Raw genomic sequence first — 19,565 nt, 5'->3', positions numbered from 1 at the left:
GGCAATGTTTCAGCCTGCACGCAGCGGTCAGTCTTTCTGCTATTGTTGTGCCGTCATGGCTGCGCAACCGGCTTGTGCGCTAATGGCTTCTACATGGAAAGGGATGGGACGGCATGGGACGCAAGATACTCGGGGTCATTCTCTCGCTGGCACTGCTGCTGGCGGTAGCAGCCGGGATCTGGAAATCTACGCGGGGCGCGGCGGGTTCTGGCGATGACGCGTCGACGGTGCCCGCTTCGGTGCCTGCCGGTGCCATGGCCACTACTGCACAGGTCCCTGCCAACTGCAATACAGTCTCCGTGCTGACCGGCTCCGCCAAGTTTGCCTACCTGCAGGATGCGCGGGTGATTGCACGGCTGCAGAAAGAAAACCTGTGCCTGCAGCTGACCAAGAGTGGCAGCTTCAAGGATGATCTACCCAAACTCAGTAATTTTGACGCCATCTGGCCCGCCGGGTCCAATGCCGCGCTGGACGTGCAGCAAGGCCTGAAAGGGCAGCCAGGGGTGACGGCGCAGCCCGTATTCTCCACCCCGCTGGTGATGGCCAGCTGGTCCCCATTGCTGCCGGTGCTGTCGTCCAACGGCCTGCTGGAAACCCGCGACGATGTGTCCAATCTGTTGCTGGACAAGACCCTGCCGCTGATGCTGGAAGGCAAGCGCTGGAACCAGCTGCAGAATAATGCCGTATTCCCGGTCAACAAGGGCATCCTGGTCAATACCCCCGATCTGCGCAAATCCAATACTGGCATGCTGTACATTGCCCTGCTGGCCTGGGTGCGCAATCATGGCGAGGTCCCCGCCAATAGCGAGGCGGCAGTGAAGCTGGCAGACGAGCTGGCACCGTTGATGACCCGGCAAGGCTTTCAGGAAGGTACGCTGGCCGGGCCGTTTGAAGACTACATCGGTCAGGGCATGGGCAAGGCGCCACTGGTGCTGATCTACGAATCCCAGTTTGTCGAAGCCAAGCGGCAGGGCAAGCTGCGCGACAAGCATGTACTGATCTACCCGCGCCCGAGCCTGGTGCTCAAGCACATCTGGGTGTCCCGCAGCAACGCAGGTCAGCGGGTGGGCCAGCTGCTGGCCAGCGATCCAGACCTGCAGAAGATTGCGGCAGAGTATGGTTTCCGCACCAACGACCCCAAGGTGTTTGAGGCGGCCATGCAATCCATCAAGCTGCCTGCGCCCGAGCTGATTGAACTGGCCGACATGCCGGCTACCCACGTGCTGGATGCCATGCAGGACGCTATCGTTGCCCGATTTGAATGAGTAGTGCTGACCAGGAAAGGATCACCCCCGTGACTGTTGAGACCCAGACCGCTGCCGCGCCCGTTATCCAGGCCATTCCGGAATTCAACCTGCCCACCTTGCAGCTGGAGCCGCCAGAAGTGATCCAGCCGGTCAAGCCGGAGCAGACACCGGGTGCCGTGAAGCTGCCGGACGAGATGCAGGCGCGCATCAAGGAGCAGCTGGATGGCTTCATGCAGGCGCTGCTGAGTGGCGACCCGAAAACCCCGGAATTCCAGAGCCAGCTGGACAAGGCATTCTCGGTCGGGCGCAAGGAGATCGAAACTGCCACCACGCTGAGCAACAGTTTCACCGAGCGTAACCTGATCGGTCTGGAAGATGACCCTGCCTCCAAGGCGCTGCTGGAGCTGCGCGGCTTGTTTGATGACCTGAACCCGGCTCGCCAGGGTGACCTGTTCGCCCCGACCCGTTTCCTCGGCATCCCGATTCCGTTTGCTAAGAAGCTGAATGCCTATCTGCGCCGTTATCAGGGGGCAGGTGAGCAGATCACCAAGTTGACCGAGCAGTTGCTGGAGGCCAAGGATGCCATCCGGGGAGACATTGCCGAGCTGGATGTGGCGCGCCAGCAAATGTGGGCGGCGCTGGAAAAGCTGGAAGGGGTGGCTTTCTTCATCCGCTCGCTGGACGAGCGGATGAGCGCCGAGATCGACCGTATCAAACCGAATGACGCCGACCGCGCCAAGGTGCTGGAGCAGGAAGTGCTGTTCTATATCCGCCAGAACCTGGCGGATGTGCAAACCTCGCAAGCGCTGTCCATCAATGCCTACGCGGTATTGGGTGAGCTGAAGAAGACCGGGCGTGAGGTGGTGAATGCTTGCGACCGCATGGCGACCATTGGCCGTGCCGCACTCACCGTAGCGGTGACGCTGGCGCGTGCGACCGATCGCCAGCAGAAGACCATGGAGATGGTGCAGGCTACCCAGAAGACCATTGAAGACTTGATCGTGCATACCGGGGTGGCCCTGAACGAGCACGTCAACATGACCACCCGCTTTGCCCAGGACCCGGCGCTGGGGGTGAAAACCCTGCAAACCATGTTTGACCAGACCTTCAAGGCGATGGACACCATGGACAACTATCGCACCCAGGCGCTCGCCACCATGGCGGAGAACAACCGTCTTATCAAGGCTCAGATCGACACGGCGCGTAAACGGCTGGATATGGACCCGAACAAGCCGGGTGCGCAAGCCGAGCAGGGCATTACGCTGTGATGCGCCGGGCGTGGCGGTATCTGCAATGGGGGCTGCTGGCCGTGCTGGCAGCCAGTCTGCTGGCGTGCGACAAGACATCGTCACCCGACGCCTCGCAGGATGCCGCTGCGCCGGATGCCTCCTGGCCGGTATTTCGCATTCTGGCGGGCTCGGAGCTGAAGGACATGGTGCCCTTGCTGCAGCAGTTCGGGCAGCAGAACAAGGTCAACATCCAGCTCGAATATAGCGGCACGCTGGATGCGGTGGACCAGCTGCAGGAGCAACCGGATCGCTATGATGCCGTCTGGGTGTCGCACGGCAAGTACATGCAGCTGATTCCGGAAGCGCGGCAGCTGATCGCCCAATCGGAAAAAACCATGTACTCCCGCGTGGTGCTGGGGGTGAAGCCGGAAGTGGCGGCGAAGCTTGGCTGGAAGTCCGGTCAAGTGGGCTGGCGGGACGTGATTGCAGCGTCTGAGCAAGGCAAGTTCCGCTTCGCCATGAGCAACCCGACCTCGTCCAATACCGGCTTTGTCGCGCTGGTGGGACTGGCGACGGAGCTGTCCGGCAAGGCCGATGCCCTGCAGGTAAGCGATGTGCCGTCTGAGCAACTGAAAGCCCTGTTCAAGGGGCAGTCGCTCGCCAGTGGCTCCAGTGGTCTGCTCGCCGAGAAGCTGGCGGCCACACCGGCGGCGGCCGATGGCATGGTCAACTACGAATCCGTCATCAAAGGCATGGCGGCGCGTGGTGTGCCGCTGCAGGTGCTGTTGCCGAAGGAGGGCGTGATCACGGCGGACTATCCCCTGATGCTGCTGAAATCCTCCAAACAAGCGACTACCTACAAAGCGCTGCTGACCTGGCTGCGTAGCGCGGAAACCCAGAAGCAGATTGCGGCGACCACCCAGCGTACCCCGCTCACAGGCGGGGATGATGGCGACGTGGTGGTCAACGAATTGCCCTTCCCGGGCTCACGTGCAGTGGTGGATGCCATCCTGCGTGGCTATCTGGATAGCTACTCACGCCCGGTCAGCACCTTCATCCTGTTTGACCAGTCGGGCTCGATGAGCCGGGATGATCGCATCGGCACCGCCCGCAAAGCCTTGCTGACGCTGGTGCAGGACGACAATACCGTGACAGGCCGCTTTGCCACCTTGCGCGAACGTGAGCAGCTGTTCCTGTTGCCCTTCAGCCACGTGATCGACCCCATGCTGTCTTTCGAGATGGTTAAGGACCCGGACGCCAACCGAGTCATCATGCAACAGTTTGCTTATAACGTGGATTACCTGCAGGCCGGTGGCGGTACCGCCATCTACGACACCCTGCTCAAGGCTTATCCGGAGGCGCTGAAGCTGGCCAAATCGGGTGAGCGCAATGTGGCCATCATCCTGCTCACAGACGGAGAGAATGCAGATGGCAGTGAGTTCAGCGACTTCCAGCAAAAGTTGCAGCAGTGGGGTGGGGGCAAGGTGCCGGTTTACCCGATCCTGTTTGGCGAATCCGATGAGGGTGAGATGAGCCAGCTGGCAAGCCTGACCGGCGGACAGACCTTTGATGCGCGCAAGACGCCACTCTCCAAAGTGTTCAAGAAGATAAGGGCCAATCAGTAACCATGGGCTGGCGACGTTTCTTTTATTCTACCGCCAATCTGCTGGGGCTGCTGGCGGCCATCGCGGTACTGGGCTTATACCTGGCGGGTATTTTGCGGGCGCCGAACTGGATGGTGTGGGGCATGGTGGCAGGGGCCTATATCGGCACGCTGGCGCTGGTGGTGACCCTGACCCCGCCTCCGCCGATGACCCTGCCGGAAAACCTGAAAACCCAGCAGGCGCTGGAGTGGCTGCGCGAGCATGCCCTGCCACGGCTGCCGCCAGACACTCAGCCTGCGCTACAGCATATCCTCGACAAAGCCCAGCAGATGCTGCCACGGATCAAGGAGCTGGAAGTGTCTGGGGATGTTGCCCCAGAGGCCCGTCATCTGATCAAGCAGACCCTGCTCAAGCATCTGCCTACCTCCATCGAGAGCTATCTGCGGCTGCCGCCGATGTACGCCCGCATGAAAAAACAGGGCAAGTCTCCACATGACCTGCTGCTGCAGCACTTTGAGCTGATGCACAACGCCATGGATGAACTGGAGGACAAGCTCTACGCCGGTGACCTGCAGCAGATGCAGGTGCAAAGCCGCCTGCTGGAACAGCAGTTCGGGGAGAAGCTGACCTTCTGAGTGGTTCGTACAAAGTAGGGCGCGGCCTGTTGACAAGAAGCCAAAGCGACCGTATCATCTCGCTTCTCTTGTTTGAGGGTCGTTAGCTCAGTCGGTAGAGCAGCGGACTTTTAATCCGTTGGTCGCAGGTTCGAGTCCCGCACGACCCACCAAAAACAGGGTAGAATGTCGGGGTCGATCAGCAATGACCACGACAATTTGGGTGATTAGCTCAGTTGGTAGAGCAGCGGACTCTTAATCCGTAGGTCGAGTGTTCGAGCCACTCATCACCCACCAGTATTCAAGCGGCCCACAGCAATGTGGGCCGTTTTCTTTTGCTCCGCAAATCGGGGTTTGCTCCGCAAAATCAATTTTTGGTGGGGTTGGCCTCGGCACGACTTCCTGTATGTCTCGCCTTCCGTAGTTTCCCACTAGTGTCGAGAGGCAGCACCCTTCACAGCACACCACATTTCAATTATTATAGAATTATCATGAAAAGTCCGATCGTTGCTGCTTTGTCGGCGCTGGCGCACGAAGCGCGCCTCGCCATTTTTCGCGCCTTGGTGCAGGCCGGGCCTTCGGGGCTGGCTGCCGGGAAAATCGGTGAGCTGGTTGGCATGCCGCCTTCTTCGGTGTCGTTCCATATGAAGGAATTGACGCTGGCGCAGATGGTGAGCTCGCGGCAGGAAGGGCGCTTTGTCATCTATGCCGCCAATTTTGCCACCATGAATGCCCTGCTGGCCTACCTCACCGAGAACTGCTGCAGTGGTGCGAGCTGCTGTGCACCTGTGGGTGCGCCGGGTTGTGCCGAGCCGGGGCAGCCGTGATCCGTTCTGTTTTTCTTTAAACCTGAGTGTCCCATCATGACCGACTACCCCTTGCATGTGCTGGTGCTGTGCACCGGCAACTCGGCCCGCAGCATCATGGCGGAAGCCCTGATCACCACCTTGGGCCAAGGCCGCTTTCGTGCCTGGAGTGCCGGCAGCTTTCCCACCGGGAAGGTGAACCCGTTTGCGGTGGAGCAGGTGGCGGCAATCGGCTACCCGACCGATGCCTTGCGCAGCAAAAGCTGGGATGAGTTCGCCGGGCCGGATGCGCCGCGTATGGATTTCATTGTGACGGTGTGTGATAACGCGGCAGGGGAAGTGTGCCCGGTGTGGCCGGGGCAGCCGATTTCGGCACACTGGGGGTTTGAGGACCCGGCAGCCGTAGCAGGCAGCGATGATGCGCGGCGTGCGGCGTTCAGCAAGGTATCTGCGCAGATTCGTGCCAAGGTACAGCGTTTTGTGGACCTGCCGGTGTCCAGCATGGAACGGGACGCTGTATTGCGTGAGATGCGGGCGATTGGCGAGATGCCGGTATGACGCTGAGCCGACGGCTGGTGGCAGAGGCGCTCGGTACCGCATTCCTGCTGGCGGTGGTGGTGGGCTCCGGCATCATGGGCGAGCGGCTGGCCGGTGGCAGCGTGGGGTTGGCACTGCTGGCCAATACCTTGGCGACGGGGGCTGGGCTGCTTGCCCTGATCCTGACCTTCGGATCGGTGTCCGGCGCGCATTTCAACCCGGTGGTGAGCCTGGTAGCGGCGTGGCAAGGCCAGCTGCGTGGGGCCGAATTATCCGGCTATGTGCTGGTGCAGGTACTGGGAGCCTTGGCGGGCGTGGCTGCCGCCCACCTGATGTTTGGCGAGCCGCTGTTCTCAGCTTCCCTGCACGCCCGCAGTGGTCTGGCGCAATGCTGGAGCGAAGGCGTGGCTACCTTTGGTTTGCTGGCGGTGATCCTCAGCTGCTCGCGGCACCGACCGGGCATCACCCCGTTTGCGGTGGCGGCGTACATCACGGCGGCCTACTGGTTTACCTCGTCCACCTCCTTTGCCAACCCGGCGGTAACGCTGGCTCGAGCGCTCAGCGATACCTTTGCCGGCATCCGCCCGCAGGATGTGCCGGGCTTCATCCTGTCACAGCTGCTTGGCGCAGCAGCGGCGGCGGGGTTGTTCCGCTGGTTACTGAGTGAGCCTCAGCCTCCGCGCAGCTGAGGCCTTCAAGAGGGATCCGGCGTCGCGGTACTGCGCAGGATATGGCGGTGCAGCTCTTCGGTGAGGTGATCAATGCGTTCGGTCATGTACCGGGTGGCCTGGGTCAGCTCAGTATTCAGCTTCAGTACTTCCATCATCTGTGATGAATGGCGGGCTCCAGTGGCAGGGCCACACCACTCTAGTCCGGCGGGCGGCTCAGGGCAAGGCTGGCACGGAGGTTGCTGGTCAGTCTCGCCTCAACCCTGAAAGCGAGCCCGTCATGAATCCGCTCTCTGCCTTGTCCAGCCTGGTCAGTACGGTTTACAGCAAACCCGCTTCGCGTACGGCGGCAACCGCTGCCACCCCAGCGGCAAACCCTGCCAGCGTCACCCATATTTCGGCTGAGGCGCAGGCGCGGCTGGCGGCAGAGTCCGGTGTGAGGTCCATGGATGCGCTGGTAGATACCGACCAGGGCGAAATGCCTCTGGATAAAGCTCTGTCGCAGCCTTTCCCTGGCCCACTATTGCTGCCCAGCGCCCGCAATGTCGAGGCCATGCGGCAGCGGACAGAGGGGCAAATGAAGGCTGCGCTGGCAGCACACAACATCCCCTATGCGCCAGAGGCCTTGAGCTTTGATCAGGAAGGCAAGCTGGTTTTGCCGGAGGACTATCCCTTCAAGGACGCCTTCAAGGCGATGCTCGCACAAAATCGGGAGCTGGACTGGAGTCTGCATACCACGGCTGCGCTGGCCTCCCATCTGGCCGGGCTGGAGCAGGCGGGCGGCCTGCGCAGCAGCGCCGAGGCAGGCAAGGGGAAGTATGATGCCCTGTTACCTGCGCTGCTGCAGGGTATGCCCCTGCTGCACTTTTCCAGCGAGGGGGCATTGCAGCTGTGGATGGACGGGGCAATGCTGACCTGACCGGGATCAGTGCAGTGTCAGGCCAAAATGCTGTTGCAGGGCGTGTTGGCCTTGGCGGGTGAGCTGCAGGCGGCGGCTGTCGAGGTCTTGCTGTACCCACTGGCGCTGACGGGCCAGTTGCAGCAGCGCTGCGCCCAGCACCCCACCCAGATGCGGGCGGCGTTCACTCCAGTCCAGGCAGGCGCAGGCCGGTTTGCGCCGAGGCTTGTTTACCGCTGCCCAGTCCAGCCCCAGTGCCTGCAAGGCATGCTGGCCGGTGGCTTGTAGCTGATAAGTCTCCGGGTCGCTGAGCCAGCCCAGCGCAAACAGGCGGTCATGCAGGGCTACCGCCACACGCCCGGCCATATGGTCATAGCACGTGCGCAAGTCCAATAGATGATGCGGGGTGCTGGGCTGGAAGGGGGCGGCTGTGTGTCCGGCGACATTGAGCAGGGCTTCCAGGGCCCCTGCTGCCGGACCGGCGCTGAGGCGATAGTAGCGGTGGCGGCCTTGCACCAGACAGTCTATCCAGTGCTCCTGCTGTAAGCGCGCCAGATGGCTGCTGGCGGTGGAGGGTGCCACCTCGGCTACCGTGGCGAGCTCGGTTGCCGTGCGGGCGCGGCCATCAAGCAGGCTGCACAGCATGCGGGCACGGGCAGGCTCGGCCAGGGCCGCGGCGACTCGGGCCAGACGGGCATCTGCACTCTCATCATTCATGTTTCGATCTCCATCGAATCAAGCCGATGGGCCAGCATACACAATACGCCGGTGTTCGCAAAGAAAGCCTGAATGATGCCGATCTCTGAATTGCTTGACCTGCCAACCTTGGCCGATCCCTGGCCCCATTACGCCCAGCTGAGGGCGCAGGGCGGGCTGCTGCATGATCCGCAGCGCGGTCTGTGGGTCGCCAGCCGCGCCGAGGATGTGGCTGCGGTACTGACCCATCCGGCGTGCCGGGTACGACCGACGCAGGAGCCGGTACCCACTGCCATTGCCGGGAGTCCGGCGGGTGAGGTGTTTCGCTGGCTGGTGCGCATGAACGATGCCACCCCTCACCCTGAGCTCAAGCCGCTGCTGCAACAGCATCTGGCGCGGCTGGACCTGCAGCGGGTGGCGGCGCTATGCCAGGCGAGGGTGCGTGATCAGCGGGTGCTGCTGCAGGGTGCAGCGGGCTGGCAGCGTCTGGCGTCCCACCTGCCGGTGCAGCTGGTAGGCGAGCTGCTGGGGTTTGCCCCAGCCCAGGCGGCTTGCCTGCCCGCATGGATTGCGGCCTTTGTGGCTTGTCTGTCGCCATTGAGTACGACAACGCAGTTACAGCAGGCCAGCGATGCTGCCACGCAGCTGAGCCTGGCAATGGACGGGCTGATGCAGCAGCCGCTGGCCGAAGGTACGCCGCTCGCCGCCTTGCAACAGGCGATGCGAGCTGTACCGGGCCTGCCGGATGCCGCACGCCATGCCAATCTGCTGGGCTTGCTGTCACAAACCTACGAAGCCACCGCAGCCCTGATTGGTCATGCTGCACTGGCTTGCCGGCAAGCAGGCGTGCCCTTGCATGATCCCGCACGAGACTGGATGCGCTGGGTGGTGGAAAGCGCACGCTGCTATGGTCCGGTACAAAACACCCGCCGCTTTGTGGTGGAAGATGCCGAGGTTGCCGGGCAGAGGCTGCCTGCCGGGGCGGTGATTCTGGTATTGCTGGCTGCAGCCCAGCGTGATCCGGCGGCCAATCCGGAGCCGGACCGCTTTTGGCCGGAGCGGCCTGCACCACGCTTGTTTGGCTTTGGGCAGGGTGCCCATGCCTGCCCAGGCCAGGCACTGGCGTTTACGCTGGCCAGCAGCCTGTTGCGTGAAGCCGTGCCACTGCCCATGCCCGCACTGCCCCAATCTGTTTCTTTCCTGCGCTCACTGAATGGGCGTATTCCTGACCTGCGCCAAGAGGGGTTTGCATGATTGCCGTCATTTTTGAAGTCTGGCTGGATGAAACCGAGCGTCCCCATTATCTGCAGCTGGCGGCTGAACTGGCCGCGCACTTGCAGCAGCAAGCCGGGTTTATCTCGGTGGAGCGTTTTGCCAGCCTGGTGTCCCCGGACAAATTACTCTCATTGTCCTTCTGGGAGGACGAGGCGGCGGTCGTGCGTTGGCGCAATCACCTCTCGCATCGGCAGACTCAGGCGGCCGGGCGGGCAGGGGTGTTTCGTGATTACCGCTTGCGGGTGGCCAGTGTGAGCCGGGATTATGGGCTGAACCAGCGGGCCGAGGCTCCGGCGGACAGCCTGCAACATCACGATGGCGTGACTGTTCCCGATTCACGTGGCGCGCGGGCATAACGCAACCCCCACAGCAGACTGCCGAGGGTGGCCAGCAGCATGTCCTTGTGGGCATCCCACATATCGCCCTGCTGGCCATTGTAGGCTTCGGCATCGTGGGGTGAGAGGCTGATGGCGATCAGCCACTCAAACCACTCATAGGCGACGCTGCTGACCACAATCAGCTGCACGGCGCGCCAGAAGCCTTGGCGGCTGACCCGCTGCCGCCCGGCGCTCAACACCCGGCTCAGGGCCGGGGTGAGGCAAGCTCCGTACATAAAATGTACCAAGCGATCGAAGTGGTTGCGCTGGCCGCCCAGCATGTCGGGCAGGGTGCTGCCGGTCAGCATCTGCCACCACTGCAGGTAGGGCACGTTGCTGTACAGCCAGCGGGCGGCCACGCTGTGCAGCATCAGGAACAGCAGGATGCCGCCGAGCTCGGTGGCGCTGAGCGGGAAGCGGCGCTGCAGCCAGGTCAGCCACAACAGGCCAACCAGCGTCAGGCTGTTGTGCAGGGCTTGCTCATACGGCCAGATCGGTTGCCACCAGCTGGCCAGCAGCACCAGCAGAAACAGGCTACTCCAGACCGCATGCCAGCGGCTGGCAAACCATGGACGCAAAATCGACATGCAAGCCCCCGCATTGAGAAAGCGCGCAGTATAGCAGTCTGCCCTGCAAGGCTGTGGCAGACAGGGTAGAATCGGCACATTGCCGCTGTCGCGGCGCAGAACAGGACGACCCCGTGCCCGCACCTCTGCCAGTGACCCCCGATCTGATTCGTGAAGCAGCCGCCCGTATCCGCGGCTTTGTCCGTGAAACCCCGGTGTTGCGCCCAGGATTGGGCTGCTTTGGGCTGGATTTGGAATTAACGCTCAAACTGGAGCACCTGCAGCATGGAGGTTCGTTCAAGGCGCGGGGGGCGTTTAATACCCTGCTGTCGCAACCCGTGCCGGCGGTCGGCGTGATTGCCGCCTCCGGGGGTAACCATGGCATTGCGGTGGCGCTGGCCGCGCAGCGTCTGGGCGCACAGGCGGAAATCTTTGTGCCTGCCGCTGCGCCTGCTGCCAAGGTGGAACGGCTGCGCGGTCTCGGTGCGACGGTACACTTGCATGGTGCCAACTACGCCGAAGCGCTGGCCGCCAGTCAGCAACGTGCGGCGGAGACCGGCGCGTTGACCGTGCATGCTTACGATCAGGAATCTGTGCTGGCCGGGCAGGGTACGCTGGCGCAGGAATGGGAGCAGCAAGCCCAGCTGGATACCGTGCTGGTGGCGGTGGGCGGTGGCGGCTTGATCGGCGGGATGGCAGCCTGGTATGCGGGTCGGGTCAAAGTGGTGGCGGTGGAGCCCTTTACGGCGCCGACCTTGTTTGCCGCACGTCAGGCCGGGCAGCCGGTGGATGTGGCGGTAGGCGGGGTGGCGGCGGATTCGCTGGGATCGCGCCGGATTGGTGAGCTGGCTTTCCCGGTCACCCAGCAGCATGTAGCGACGGTGGTGCAAGTGGATGATGAAGCCATTCTGTCGGCACGCCGTGCACTGTGGCAGCAATGCCGCCTGCTGGTGGAGACCGGCGGGGCGACCGCACTGGCGGCCTTGCTCAGCGGGCAATACCAGCCGCAGCCGGGTGAGCGGGTCGGGGTGCTGCTGTGCGGGGCCAATACCGACCCCGCGACGTTGATGTAAACAGGAGTAAGGTAGACATGACATTCCGTTGGATGGCCGCGCTGGTGTTGACCGGGTTGGCGATGACTGCGCAGGCTGAAGAAACCGACCTGATTGACGACACCGAGCAGCCGTGGGTGGAAGTGAAGGCCGCATTGCCACCGTTTCCGGACAAACCGGATTGGGTGCGCTTTACCGTCACTTCGGGTACCACCAACCAGTTCTTCATTGATGTTGGCAGCCTGCATGTCACGTCGGATGGGGTGGTGCGCTATACGCTGAAGGTGTTGAGCGAAAACGGGGCGGTCAACATTACCCGTGAAGGCATGCGCTGTGCTTCCCACGAACAGAAGCTGTACGCCATCGGTGACGACAGGACCCGTACCTGGCGTGAACCGCGCAACCCCAGCTGGCAGTTTTTCCGCAAGTGGGCGATCAATCGTCAGCTGAACGTGCTGTATGACGATTTCTTCTGCCCGGACCGCATCGCCGTGCGCAAGGTGAGTGATGCGGTGGAGGCCTTGCGGCGTGACCGGCCTATTGAAAGTCTGCTGAGCGGCTCGCACAAGTCGGACTGAGGTGCCCTGTCCGGATGGCCAGTCTTACCCCGCTGCGGCGGGGTTTTTCTTTGGCGAAGGCTGGTTTGCCATCAGGTTTTTGCCTATAACGACAGATCAGTACGCGGGGGCAAGGCATGCAGATCGATTTTCACCATGGTGTGACCTGGGTGGTGGCCCGAATGGCAGGCTTCTCGTCTGAGGAGGCCGGTATCATTGCCCACAGTGCGCAGTATGTGGACGATGCCACCAACCAGGGCCTGATCCACTTTGATAACCGCATGCTGTACGAGCGGATTGCCTCCGCCCACAAAATGCTGGATTACCGCAACTTTGACGAGCTGGCGGACCACTATGCGTGGATCCCGTTTCATTTTCTGCCGGGCAATGACGGGCTGGATACCCCGCTGACGGCAACGGATGAGCACAGCTTCATTCGCCGTATGGTCTGTCGCCCTGATAGTCCGCCCGCCCGCCGCATGGTGGCGGACCTGATCCGGCAGCGCGGGCAGACGCCGGATTTGCATCGGCTGGGCATTGTGCTGCATGTGTACGCGGATACTTGGGCGCATCAGGGGTTTTGCGGCCTGCAGCATGCGGTCAACCGCGCCACCAAATTGCAGGATGAACATGGCCATTCCCCACTCAGCCTGATCAAGCGCTTATCCGAATACTTTCGGGAGCAGGTCGAAGCCTTGACCGGGGAACTGGTCGGGGCGGTACTGCCGCTGGGGCATGGTGCGGCCTTGTCCTGGCCGGATTTGCCCTGGCTGCATTGGCGATATCACAATGGCTGGGGAGAAGCGGTCGAGCGCAATAATGCCCAGGACTTTGCTGCGGCCGCACGGGCGCTGTATGTGGCCTGTTGCCGTTACCGAGCTGGGGATCCCGATCTGGCGGTGACGCTGCCGGATTTCAGCGCACTGGACCAGCTGTTGTGGCAGACGCAGGATGAAGACGGTGAGGTCCGCCATCAGGTCTGGCTGGATGCCATTGCGCACGGCCGCTTCCATGATGCCAGCGGTGAACCGATCAAGGAAAGACTGACCTATCTGGCCAAGGGGCCAGGCTCGTGGAAGGCGCAGGCCTTGGGCGAGCTGGCAGATGAGCAGCCGAAAGGGCAGGTTTATCCGTGGACCCCGGCTTTCCAGCACAGCCACTGGAAACGCTTTCATGATGCATTGTTACGGCACCGGCAATATGTGCTGCTGGAGCTGCTGCCGGGCTATGGCCTGTTGGCGGCCTGATCGTTCAAGAAAGGGAATACCATGTCGCAATCTGGCCTGATTCGTTTGTCACTGCCCATTGATCGCCTGCAAGCCCATTATGATGCTGTGGTGGTCGGTAGCGGCTATGGCGGCGGGGTGGCGGCATCGCGTCTGGCGCGCATGCGCCGTAGCGATGGCAGTGCCTTGAGCGTGTGCGTGCTGGAGCGGGGCGCAGAGCTGCAACCCGGCGAGTATCCGGATACAGTCGGAGAGGCTGCAGGGCAGTTCCAGTGGCGCAAGGGCGGGCTCTCGGGCGGCCGGTCAACGGCACTGTATGACCTGCGCCTGCATGACGACATGCACGTGTTTCTGGGCTGTGGCCTGGGCGGCACTTCGCTGGTGAACGCCAACGTGTCGCTGGAAGCGGACCCCCGCGTGTTTGACCATCCTCGCTGGCCTGCCGCCTTGCGGCAGGATGAGTCAGGCCGCAAGGCAGGGTATCAGCGTGCACGCGACATGCTGAAGCCGCAGCCTTATCCGGCAGACCGGCCCACACCCGCCAAACTGCAGGTGCTGCAGCAGATGGCCGACAGCCTGCCCGCCAGCTGTACGCGACCACCGATCAATGTCAATTTCACGGTGGATGGCCCCAATCATGTGGGCGTGATGCAGCAACCCTGTACCGGCTGTGGCGATTGTGTGTCCGGCTGTAATGTATCGGCCAAAAATACCACGCTGATGAACTACCTGCCGGACGCCCGCAACCACGGTGCGGAAATCTATTGTGAGGTGCAGGTCCATCATCTGGCTTGGGATGCCGCACAGCAGCGTTGGCAGGTCTACTATCAGTTGCTGGATACTGGGCGTGACCGGTTTGGTGACGAACTGCTGTGTCTTACCGCCAGTCAGGTGGTACTGGGTGCGGGCAGCCTGGGGTCGACCGAGATCCTGTTGCGCTCGCGCCAGCAGGGCTTGCCCTTGTCTGCGCAGCTGGGTCAGCACTTCACGGGTAATGGTGACGTGCTGGCGTTTGCCTATAACCTGGAGCAACGCGTCAATGGTATCGGTGACGGTACCCGTGCGCCGGATCTGGCGGATCCGGTAGGCCCTTGCATTACCGGCTTGATTGACCAGCGTGGCAGCAGCCAGGTGCAGGAGGGCTACGTGATTGAAGAGGGTAGCCTGCCCGGCGCCATGGCCAGCCTGTTGCCCGCGGCATTTGCCGCTGCTGACGCTACCCTGGCGGAGAGCCCGGATGATGGCATGCTGGCTGCTGCCCGCCGCCAGCTGCGCGAAACGGAAAGCGTGATTCTGGGTGCCTACCATGGTGCGGTTCAGCATACCCAGACCTATCTGGTGATGAGCCACGATGGCGCGGGAGGCCACTTGGCGCTGGATGCGGAAGACCGAGTGCAGGTAGTGTGGCCACAGGTGGGTGAGCTGCCGGTATTCCAGCGCGATAATGCGGTGCTGCGTGACCTCAGTTTTGCCGAGGGTGGCGAGTTCGTGCGGAACCCGATGTGGACGTCGTTGCTGGGCAAAGAGCTGATCACCGTACATCCGCTGGGCGGGTGTGGCATGGGGGAGCGGGCAGAGCAAGGGGTGGTCAACCATCTGGGGCAGGTGTTTGCCGGCGAGCAGGGTGACAGCGTCCACCCGGGGCTGTTTGTACTGGATGGGGCCATCATGCCGACCTCGCTGGGGGTGAACCCCTTGTTCACCATCACGGCGCTGGCGGAACGCAGCCTGATGCTGTGGGCTACTCAGCAAGGCTGGACACTGGATGTCAGCCTGCCTTCCCATCCGGCCACACCGCTTTCGCCGCCGCCGGTGGGTATCCGCTTTACGGAAACCATGAAGGGCTATTTTTCGACGGCGGTGAAGCAGGCGGATGCCGCCGGTTTTCAGCAGGGTTACCTGCAGGGTGAGGCCGCAGCTTCGCCGCTGTCCTTTACCTTGACCATCGAGAGCGATGACCTGACGCAACTGCTGGATGAGCCCGCGCATCGGGCAGGCCTGATCGGTACCGTACAGGCCCCCGCCCTGTGTGCGGAGCCCTTGACCACCAGCCATGGCCGTTTCCAGCTGCTGACGGATAATGCCGAGCAGGTGGATACCCGCAATATGCGCTACCAGATGCAGCTGCACGCGCCGGATGGGCGCAGCTGGTTTTTCTCGGGTGAGAAAATCATCCGCGATGATCCCCTGTTTGACATGTGGGCCGATACCACCACCCTGTATGTCAGCGTGCACGAAGGGCTGGACGCGCAAGCGCCGGTGCTGGGGGTGGGGATCCTGCATATCCAGCCGCTGGATTTCCTCAAGCAGATGCAAACCCTGCAGGTATTGCATGCCAGCAGCGCCAGCGAGCGCTTGTCTGCCATGGCCCGCTTTGGGCGTTTCTTCGCGGGCAAGCTGGTGGACAGCTATCTGGGCGGTTTGACCCATTATCCCTTTGGCAGCAGTGAGGTGGACGATACCCGTTTGCGCAAGAAGCGGGCGCTGCGGGTCCCGCTGCCCCAGCTTTACCCGGTACAGACCGATGATGGCGTCACCCTGCAGCTGAGCCGCTACCGGGGAGGCGACAAGGGTACGGTGTTGCTGGGACACGGGCTGGGGGTCGCCAGCACCATTTTCTCGCTCGATACCATCGACACCAACCTGCTGGAATATCTGTATGCGCATGGCTACGACGTCTGGCTGCTGGATTTCCGCGCCAGCATTGCCCTGCCATCCTGTCGTACCCCCTTTACCGGTGATGATGTGGCGCGACGCGACTGGCCGGCGGCGGTCGCCAAGGTGTGTGCCTTGACCGGACAGGACAGCATTCATGTCATCGGCCACTGCTTTGGGGCCAGTACGCTGTTCATGGCGATGGCGGCAGGCATGCCTGGCGTGCGCTCCGCCCTGTTCTCACAGGTGGCCGGACATGTGAAAGCGCCCTTCTCCAACCGCTTGCGGGCAGGCCTGCACTTGCCGGAAGCGCTGGAGGTGCTCGGGGTGGATACACTGGATGCCTTTGTCGACAAGGACCCGGGCTGGTTCAGCCGCCTGTATGACATGGCCTTGACACTGAACCCGGCCATTCCGCGTGACGAGGGCTGCCATAGTGCAGTGTGCCATCGCATCAGCTTTATGTATGCCCTGCTGTATGAGCATGCGCAACTGAATGAGTTGACCCACAATACGCTGGGTGAATGGTTTGGTATTGCCAACATCGACAGCATCGCCCACCTCGCCCGCATGGTGCGGGAGGGCAAGGTGGTGGCTGCCGATGGCGAGGATGTATACTTGCCGGAAGAAGCCGAGGCACGTGCCAGGGTGCTGCAGCATTTCCACAAGCCGGTCAGCTTCATTCACGGCAGCGAAAATGCCTGCTTCTTGCCGGAAAGCACAGCACTGACCTACGACATGCTGTGTGAAACCTTTGGCAGCAGCCTCTACCAGCGCACGGTGATTGACGGTTACGGCCATATCGACTGCATATTTGGCAAGCAGGCGGCGCAGGACGTCTATCCACACATCCTGGCCCATTTGCAGCGGAGTACGGCGGGCTAGCGGCTGTACCACCGGCCAGTGCCTGACACACGGCTGTCATGTTGGCGTCATGGTGATGTAACCCGGTGCGGGCAAGATCAGGGGCGTGAATGCCCCTGCCCCCCGCCCAGACTGGCTTGATCAGGAACCGGAGCACACCGGCCAGCGACACCGTTTCCGCAGCATTTTCATCTCGGATATCCATCTGGGTACCGCCGGATGCCAAGCGGACTACCTGCTGGATTTCCTCAAGCATACCGAATCGGACTACCTGTTTCTGGTTGGCGATATCGTCGATGGCTGGGCGCTGCGACGGCAATGGTTCTGGAAACAGAGCCATAACGACGTGGTGCAGAAGCTGCTACGCAAGGCGCGTAAAGGCACCCAGGTCACCTTCATTCCCGGCAACCATGACGAGGCCATCCGCCAGTTCATCGGCTTGTCCTTCGGTGACATCCATATTGCCGACGAAGTGGTGCATACCTTGGCCGACGGGCGGCGCATGCTGGTGCTGCATGGCGATTTGTTCGACGGTGTCATCCAGTGTGCCAAATGGCTGGCCTTTGTCGGCGACCGTGCCTACGAATTCACCCTCAAGCTCAACCGCTGGCTCAACCTGTTGCGCGCGCGGCTGGGGCTGGGCTACTGGTCTTTGTCGCAATACCTCAAGCACAAGGTCAAGAAGGCCGTCAATTTTGTCAGCCAGTTTGAAGAGGCGGTGGCTGCCGAAGCGCGCCGTCGCGGGCTCGACGGTGTGGTGTGTGGCCATATCCACAAGGCGGAACTGCGCGACATCAACGGCGTGCTGTACGCCAACGATGGCGACTGGGTGGAAAGCCTGACCGCGCTGGTGGAGCTGGAGAATGGCGAACTGCGCATCCTCAGCTGGCAGACGCCGGGCGGTGCCTTCCTGCCGCAACAGTATGAATTACCTTTTCAGAGCAAGGAGAGCACCGCATGCGCATCCTGATCGTGACTGATGCCTGGCTGCCGCAAGTCAACGGTGTGGTTCGTACGCTGCAATACACCGCAGCAGACTTGCAAACCTGGGGCCATCAGGTCGAATTTCTGACCCCGGAAGGTTTTCGCACCATGCCGATGCCCACCTATCCGGACATCCGCCTGTCGCTGTTCCCCTATCGCAAGGTCAGCCGCCGGATAGTCGAGTACAACCCGGATGCGATTCATATCGCCACCGAAGGCCCGCTTGGCATGGCGGCACGGCGCTGGTGCCTCAACAATGGCTTTCCGTTCACGACTGCCTATCACTCGCGCTTCCCTGAGTATGTGCAGTTGCGCACCGGTTTACCGCTGTCGGTGAGCTATGCCTGGCTGCGGCGTTTCCACGGTGCTGCCGAGGCGGTGATGGTGCCGACGCCAGTGGTGCGGCGCGATCTGGAGGCACGCGGCTTCAACAATGTGGCCTCCTGGTCGCACGGGGTGGACCTGAATACCTTTCACCCGGAGGGGCGTGCAGACGCGCTGGCCACCGAACCCCCGGTCTTCCTCTACGTGGGGCGAGTGGCGGTGGAAAAGAACTTGGCCGCGTTTCTGGAGCTGGACTTGCCCGGCAGCAAGTGGGTGGCTGGGGTGGGCCCCCAGCGTGAGCAGCTGGCGCGACGTTTTCCTAGCGTTAACTGGCTGGGCGTGCTGGATTCGCAACAATTGGCCGAGGTCTACCGCAGCGCATCGGTCTTCGTGTTCCCCAGCAAGACCGATACCTTTGGGCTGGTGATGCTCGAAGCCATGGCCTGTGGCTGCCCGGTCGCCGCCTACCCGGTCACCGGGCCACTGGATGTGATCGGCGATTCGCCTGCCGGCGTGATGCACGAAGACCTGAAGACGGCATGCCTGCAGGCGCTGGAGATCGACCGTCGCCTGCCACGCCAGCATGCTGAGCAGTTCGGCTGGGAGCACGCCAGCCGCCAGTTCCTCTCCCACTTGCGCCCGCATGGCGCCGAGCTGGATCTGGCGCAGTGGGCCGAGCTGAACCCACGCACCCTTGAGCGCCAGCAAACGTCGGAGTCCTGATGCGGGGGCGCTGCAGGGCTGATCAGCGCTTCATCACGGTTTGCAGTTGAGGGTCGTCAAACATGGCGCCGGGAGACACCACTGGCTCATCCAGCGGCAGCTGCTCGCCATAGCGGGCGCGCAGTTGTGCCTGGATGCGCGGGTCGGCCAGGCGGAAATCCCGCACCTTTTGCAGTGGCCCGATCCGGATACCCAATGTGCGCTGGTACAGCTTCCAGACCAGCTCGGAGCAGTAGATGCGGTGGTCGGACCAGCGGAAGGTCAGGTCATAGGGTTTGCCCAGATAGGTCGGGATCGCGGCCCGCAAGCTTGCCTGCTGTGCGGGCGTTAACGGTGTACGCAGCCGCTTGATGACCGCATGCCCACCCACGCCGCGCGCCAGCCAGTCTGCGAGCGGGGTATAGCGTACGGTGGCGGCCGCTTCCAGCACCTGCCATTCTCCCCGCTGTTGCACCAGCATGCCCATGTGGGAATAGCGGGAACCCGTGGCGATCTGCACGGCGCTACTCTGACTGGAGCGCGAAGTCTGGAAAATCAGGTCGCCATCCTGCCAAGAGGTCGCCCATGCAAACAGGGGTATGCCACACAGTAGCAGAAGCCCTTGCCGGGCCAGGGTCAATAAGCGCATGAATGAGGGCTCTCCAGCGTGCAGAAGGGTCTTGT

Annotated in this window: 20 protein-coding genes and 2 tRNA genes; 18 read left to right on the top strand and 4 right to left on the bottom strand. The window is 62.3% G+C overall.

The features are described 5' to 3' along the window. Positions 1 to 113 precede the first annotated feature (113 nt). The 9 genes from HF682_RS06940 (at position 114) to HF682_RS06900 (ending at position 6,726) form a co-directional block, all read left to right on the top strand. On the top strand, positions 114 to 1,265 hold the full coding sequence (locus HF682_RS06940) for a hypothetical protein (RefSeq protein ID WP_168876467.1): 1,152 nt from the start codon (positions 114 to 116) through the stop codon (positions 1,263 to 1,265). A gap of 29 nt (positions 1,266 to 1,294) precedes the next feature. Beyond that, positions 1,295 to 2,515: a toxic anion resistance protein gene (locus HF682_RS06935; protein WP_168876466.1), complete on the top strand. Its 1,221-nt coding sequence runs from the start codon at positions 1,295 to 1,297 to the stop codon at positions 2,513 to 2,515. After that, positions 2,515 to 4,101, top strand: a complete 1,587-nt coding sequence (locus tag HF682_RS06930) for a substrate-binding and vWA domain-containing protein (RefSeq protein WP_168876465.1) — start codon at positions 2,515 to 2,517, stop codon at positions 4,099 to 4,101. Before HF682_RS06935 ends, HF682_RS06930 begins: the two co-directional genes overlap by 1 nt. 2 nt (positions 4,102 to 4,103) lie before the next feature. Further along, a complete protein-coding gene (locus tag HF682_RS06925) occupies positions 4,104 to 4,715 on the top strand; it encodes a hypothetical protein (protein ID WP_168876464.1) in 612 nt (203 codons plus the stop codon). Positions 4,716 to 4,791: 76 nt separating this feature from the next. After that, positions 4,792 to 4,867 (top strand) — tRNA-Lys (locus HF682_RS06920). A gap of 48 nt (positions 4,868 to 4,915) precedes the next feature. Then, positions 4,916 to 4,991, top strand: a tRNA-Lys gene (locus tag HF682_RS06915). 194 nt (positions 4,992 to 5,185) lie between these two features. Next, a complete protein-coding gene (locus HF682_RS06910; protein WP_168876463.1) occupies positions 5,186 to 5,521 on the top strand; it encodes an ArsR/SmtB family transcription factor in 336 nt (111 codons plus the stop codon). 36 nt (positions 5,522 to 5,557) lie between these two features. Then, positions 5,558 to 6,058 carry an arsenate reductase ArsC gene (locus tag HF682_RS06905; RefSeq protein WP_168876462.1) on the top strand — a complete coding sequence of 167 codons (501 nt, stop codon included), beginning with the start codon at positions 5,558 to 5,560 and terminating at the stop codon, positions 6,056 to 6,058. Next, positions 6,055 to 6,726, top strand: coding sequence for an aquaporin (locus HF682_RS06900; protein WP_168876461.1), 672 nt, complete (start codon positions 6,055 to 6,057; stop codon positions 6,724 to 6,726). The genes HF682_RS06905 and HF682_RS06900 overlap by 4 nt, the downstream gene beginning before the upstream one ends. Before the next feature lie 5 nt (positions 6,727 to 6,731). Here the strand turns inward: HF682_RS06900 and HF682_RS17950 are convergent, their stop codons facing one another. Further along, positions 6,732 to 6,863, bottom strand: coding sequence for a hypothetical protein (locus HF682_RS17950; protein WP_277346156.1), 132 nt, complete (start codon positions 6,861 to 6,863; stop codon positions 6,732 to 6,734). Positions 6,864 to 6,985: 122 nt separating this feature from the next. On the opposite strand from HF682_RS17950, the gene HF682_RS06895 reads away from it, so the two are divergent. Then, on the top strand, positions 6,986 to 7,624 hold the full coding sequence (locus HF682_RS06895; protein WP_168876460.1) for a hypothetical protein: 639 nt from the start codon (positions 6,986 to 6,988) through the stop codon (positions 7,622 to 7,624). 6 nt (positions 7,625 to 7,630) lie between these two features. Here HF682_RS06895 and HF682_RS06890 read toward each other — a convergent pair whose 3' ends face one another. Next, a complete protein-coding gene (locus tag HF682_RS06890) occupies positions 7,631 to 8,320 on the bottom strand; it encodes an ArsR/SmtB family transcription factor (RefSeq protein ID WP_168876459.1) in 690 nt (229 codons plus the stop codon). A gap of 72 nt (positions 8,321 to 8,392) precedes the next feature. On the opposite strand from HF682_RS06890, the gene HF682_RS06885 reads away from it, so the two are divergent. Together HF682_RS06885 and HF682_RS06880 are read left to right on the top strand one after the other, a co-directional pair. Beyond that, complete coding sequence (locus HF682_RS06885; protein ID WP_168876458.1) at positions 8,393 to 9,553, top strand: cytochrome P450; 1,161 nt, start codon at positions 8,393 to 8,395, stop codon at positions 9,551 to 9,553. Next, entirely contained in the window at positions 9,550 to 9,930 is a 381-nt protein-coding gene (locus tag HF682_RS06880; protein ID WP_168876457.1) for an antibiotic biosynthesis monooxygenase family protein, read from the top strand. The genes HF682_RS06885 and HF682_RS06880 overlap by 4 nt, the downstream gene beginning before the upstream one ends. On the opposite strand, the gene HF682_RS06875 is transcribed toward HF682_RS06880, so the two are convergent. Further along, positions 9,885 to 10,538, bottom strand: coding sequence for a DUF2238 domain-containing protein (locus HF682_RS06875; RefSeq protein ID WP_168876456.1), 654 nt, complete (start codon positions 10,536 to 10,538; stop codon positions 9,885 to 9,887). The genes HF682_RS06880 and HF682_RS06875 overlap by 46 nt on opposite strands. 113 nt (positions 10,539 to 10,651) lie before the next feature. Here HF682_RS06875 and HF682_RS06870 point away from each other — a divergent pair, with 113 nt between their 5' ends. From HF682_RS06870 to HF682_RS06845, 6 genes are all read left to right on the top strand, one after another. Further along, the gene (locus tag HF682_RS06870) at positions 10,652 to 11,590 is read left to right on the top strand and encodes a threonine/serine dehydratase (RefSeq protein WP_168876455.1); all 939 of its coding nucleotides are present in this window, start codon (positions 10,652 to 10,654) and stop codon (positions 11,588 to 11,590) included. Between the two features lie 17 nt (positions 11,591 to 11,607). Continuing rightward, positions 11,608 to 12,147, top strand: coding sequence for a CNP1-like family protein (locus HF682_RS06865; protein ID WP_168876454.1), 540 nt, complete (start codon positions 11,608 to 11,610; stop codon positions 12,145 to 12,147). A 116-nt stretch (positions 12,148 to 12,263) separates the two neighbouring features. Continuing rightward, positions 12,264 to 13,373 (top strand): DUF6765 family protein, encoded by a 1,110-nt coding sequence (locus tag HF682_RS06860; protein ID WP_168876453.1) that lies wholly within the window; start codon positions 12,264 to 12,266, stop codon positions 13,371 to 13,373. Between the two features lie 21 nt (positions 13,374 to 13,394). Continuing rightward, positions 13,395 to 16,892 carry a GMC oxidoreductase gene (locus HF682_RS06855; protein WP_240947072.1) on the top strand — a complete coding sequence of 1,166 codons (3,498 nt, stop codon included), beginning with the start codon at positions 13,395 to 13,397 and terminating at the stop codon, positions 16,890 to 16,892. 85 nt (positions 16,893 to 16,977) lie between these two features. Beyond that, positions 16,978 to 17,841, top strand: coding sequence for a UDP-2,3-diacylglucosamine diphosphatase (locus HF682_RS06850; RefSeq protein ID WP_308418705.1), 864 nt, complete (start codon positions 16,978 to 16,980; stop codon positions 17,839 to 17,841). Next, positions 17,829 to 18,902, top strand: a complete 1,074-nt coding sequence (locus HF682_RS06845) for a glycosyltransferase family 4 protein (protein WP_168876452.1) — start codon at positions 17,829 to 17,831, stop codon at positions 18,900 to 18,902. The genes HF682_RS06850 and HF682_RS06845 overlap by 13 nt, the downstream gene beginning before the upstream one ends. Before the next feature lie 22 nt (positions 18,903 to 18,924). Here the strand turns inward: HF682_RS06845 and HF682_RS06840 are convergent, their stop codons facing one another. Then, positions 18,925 to 19,530 carry a YiiX family permuted papain-like enzyme gene (locus HF682_RS06840; RefSeq protein WP_168876451.1) on the bottom strand — a complete coding sequence of 202 codons (606 nt, stop codon included), beginning with the start codon at positions 19,528 to 19,530 and terminating at the stop codon, positions 18,925 to 18,927. Between the last annotated feature and the right edge of the window lie 35 nt (positions 19,531 to 19,565).

It is taken from the genome of Leeia aquatica, from assembly GCF_012641365.1.
In the GTDB taxonomy this organism is placed as follows: Bacteria; Pseudomonadota; Gammaproteobacteria; order Burkholderiales; family Leeiaceae; genus Leeia; species Leeia aquatica.
This window is presented reverse-complemented; position numbering and strand designations above follow the sequence as displayed.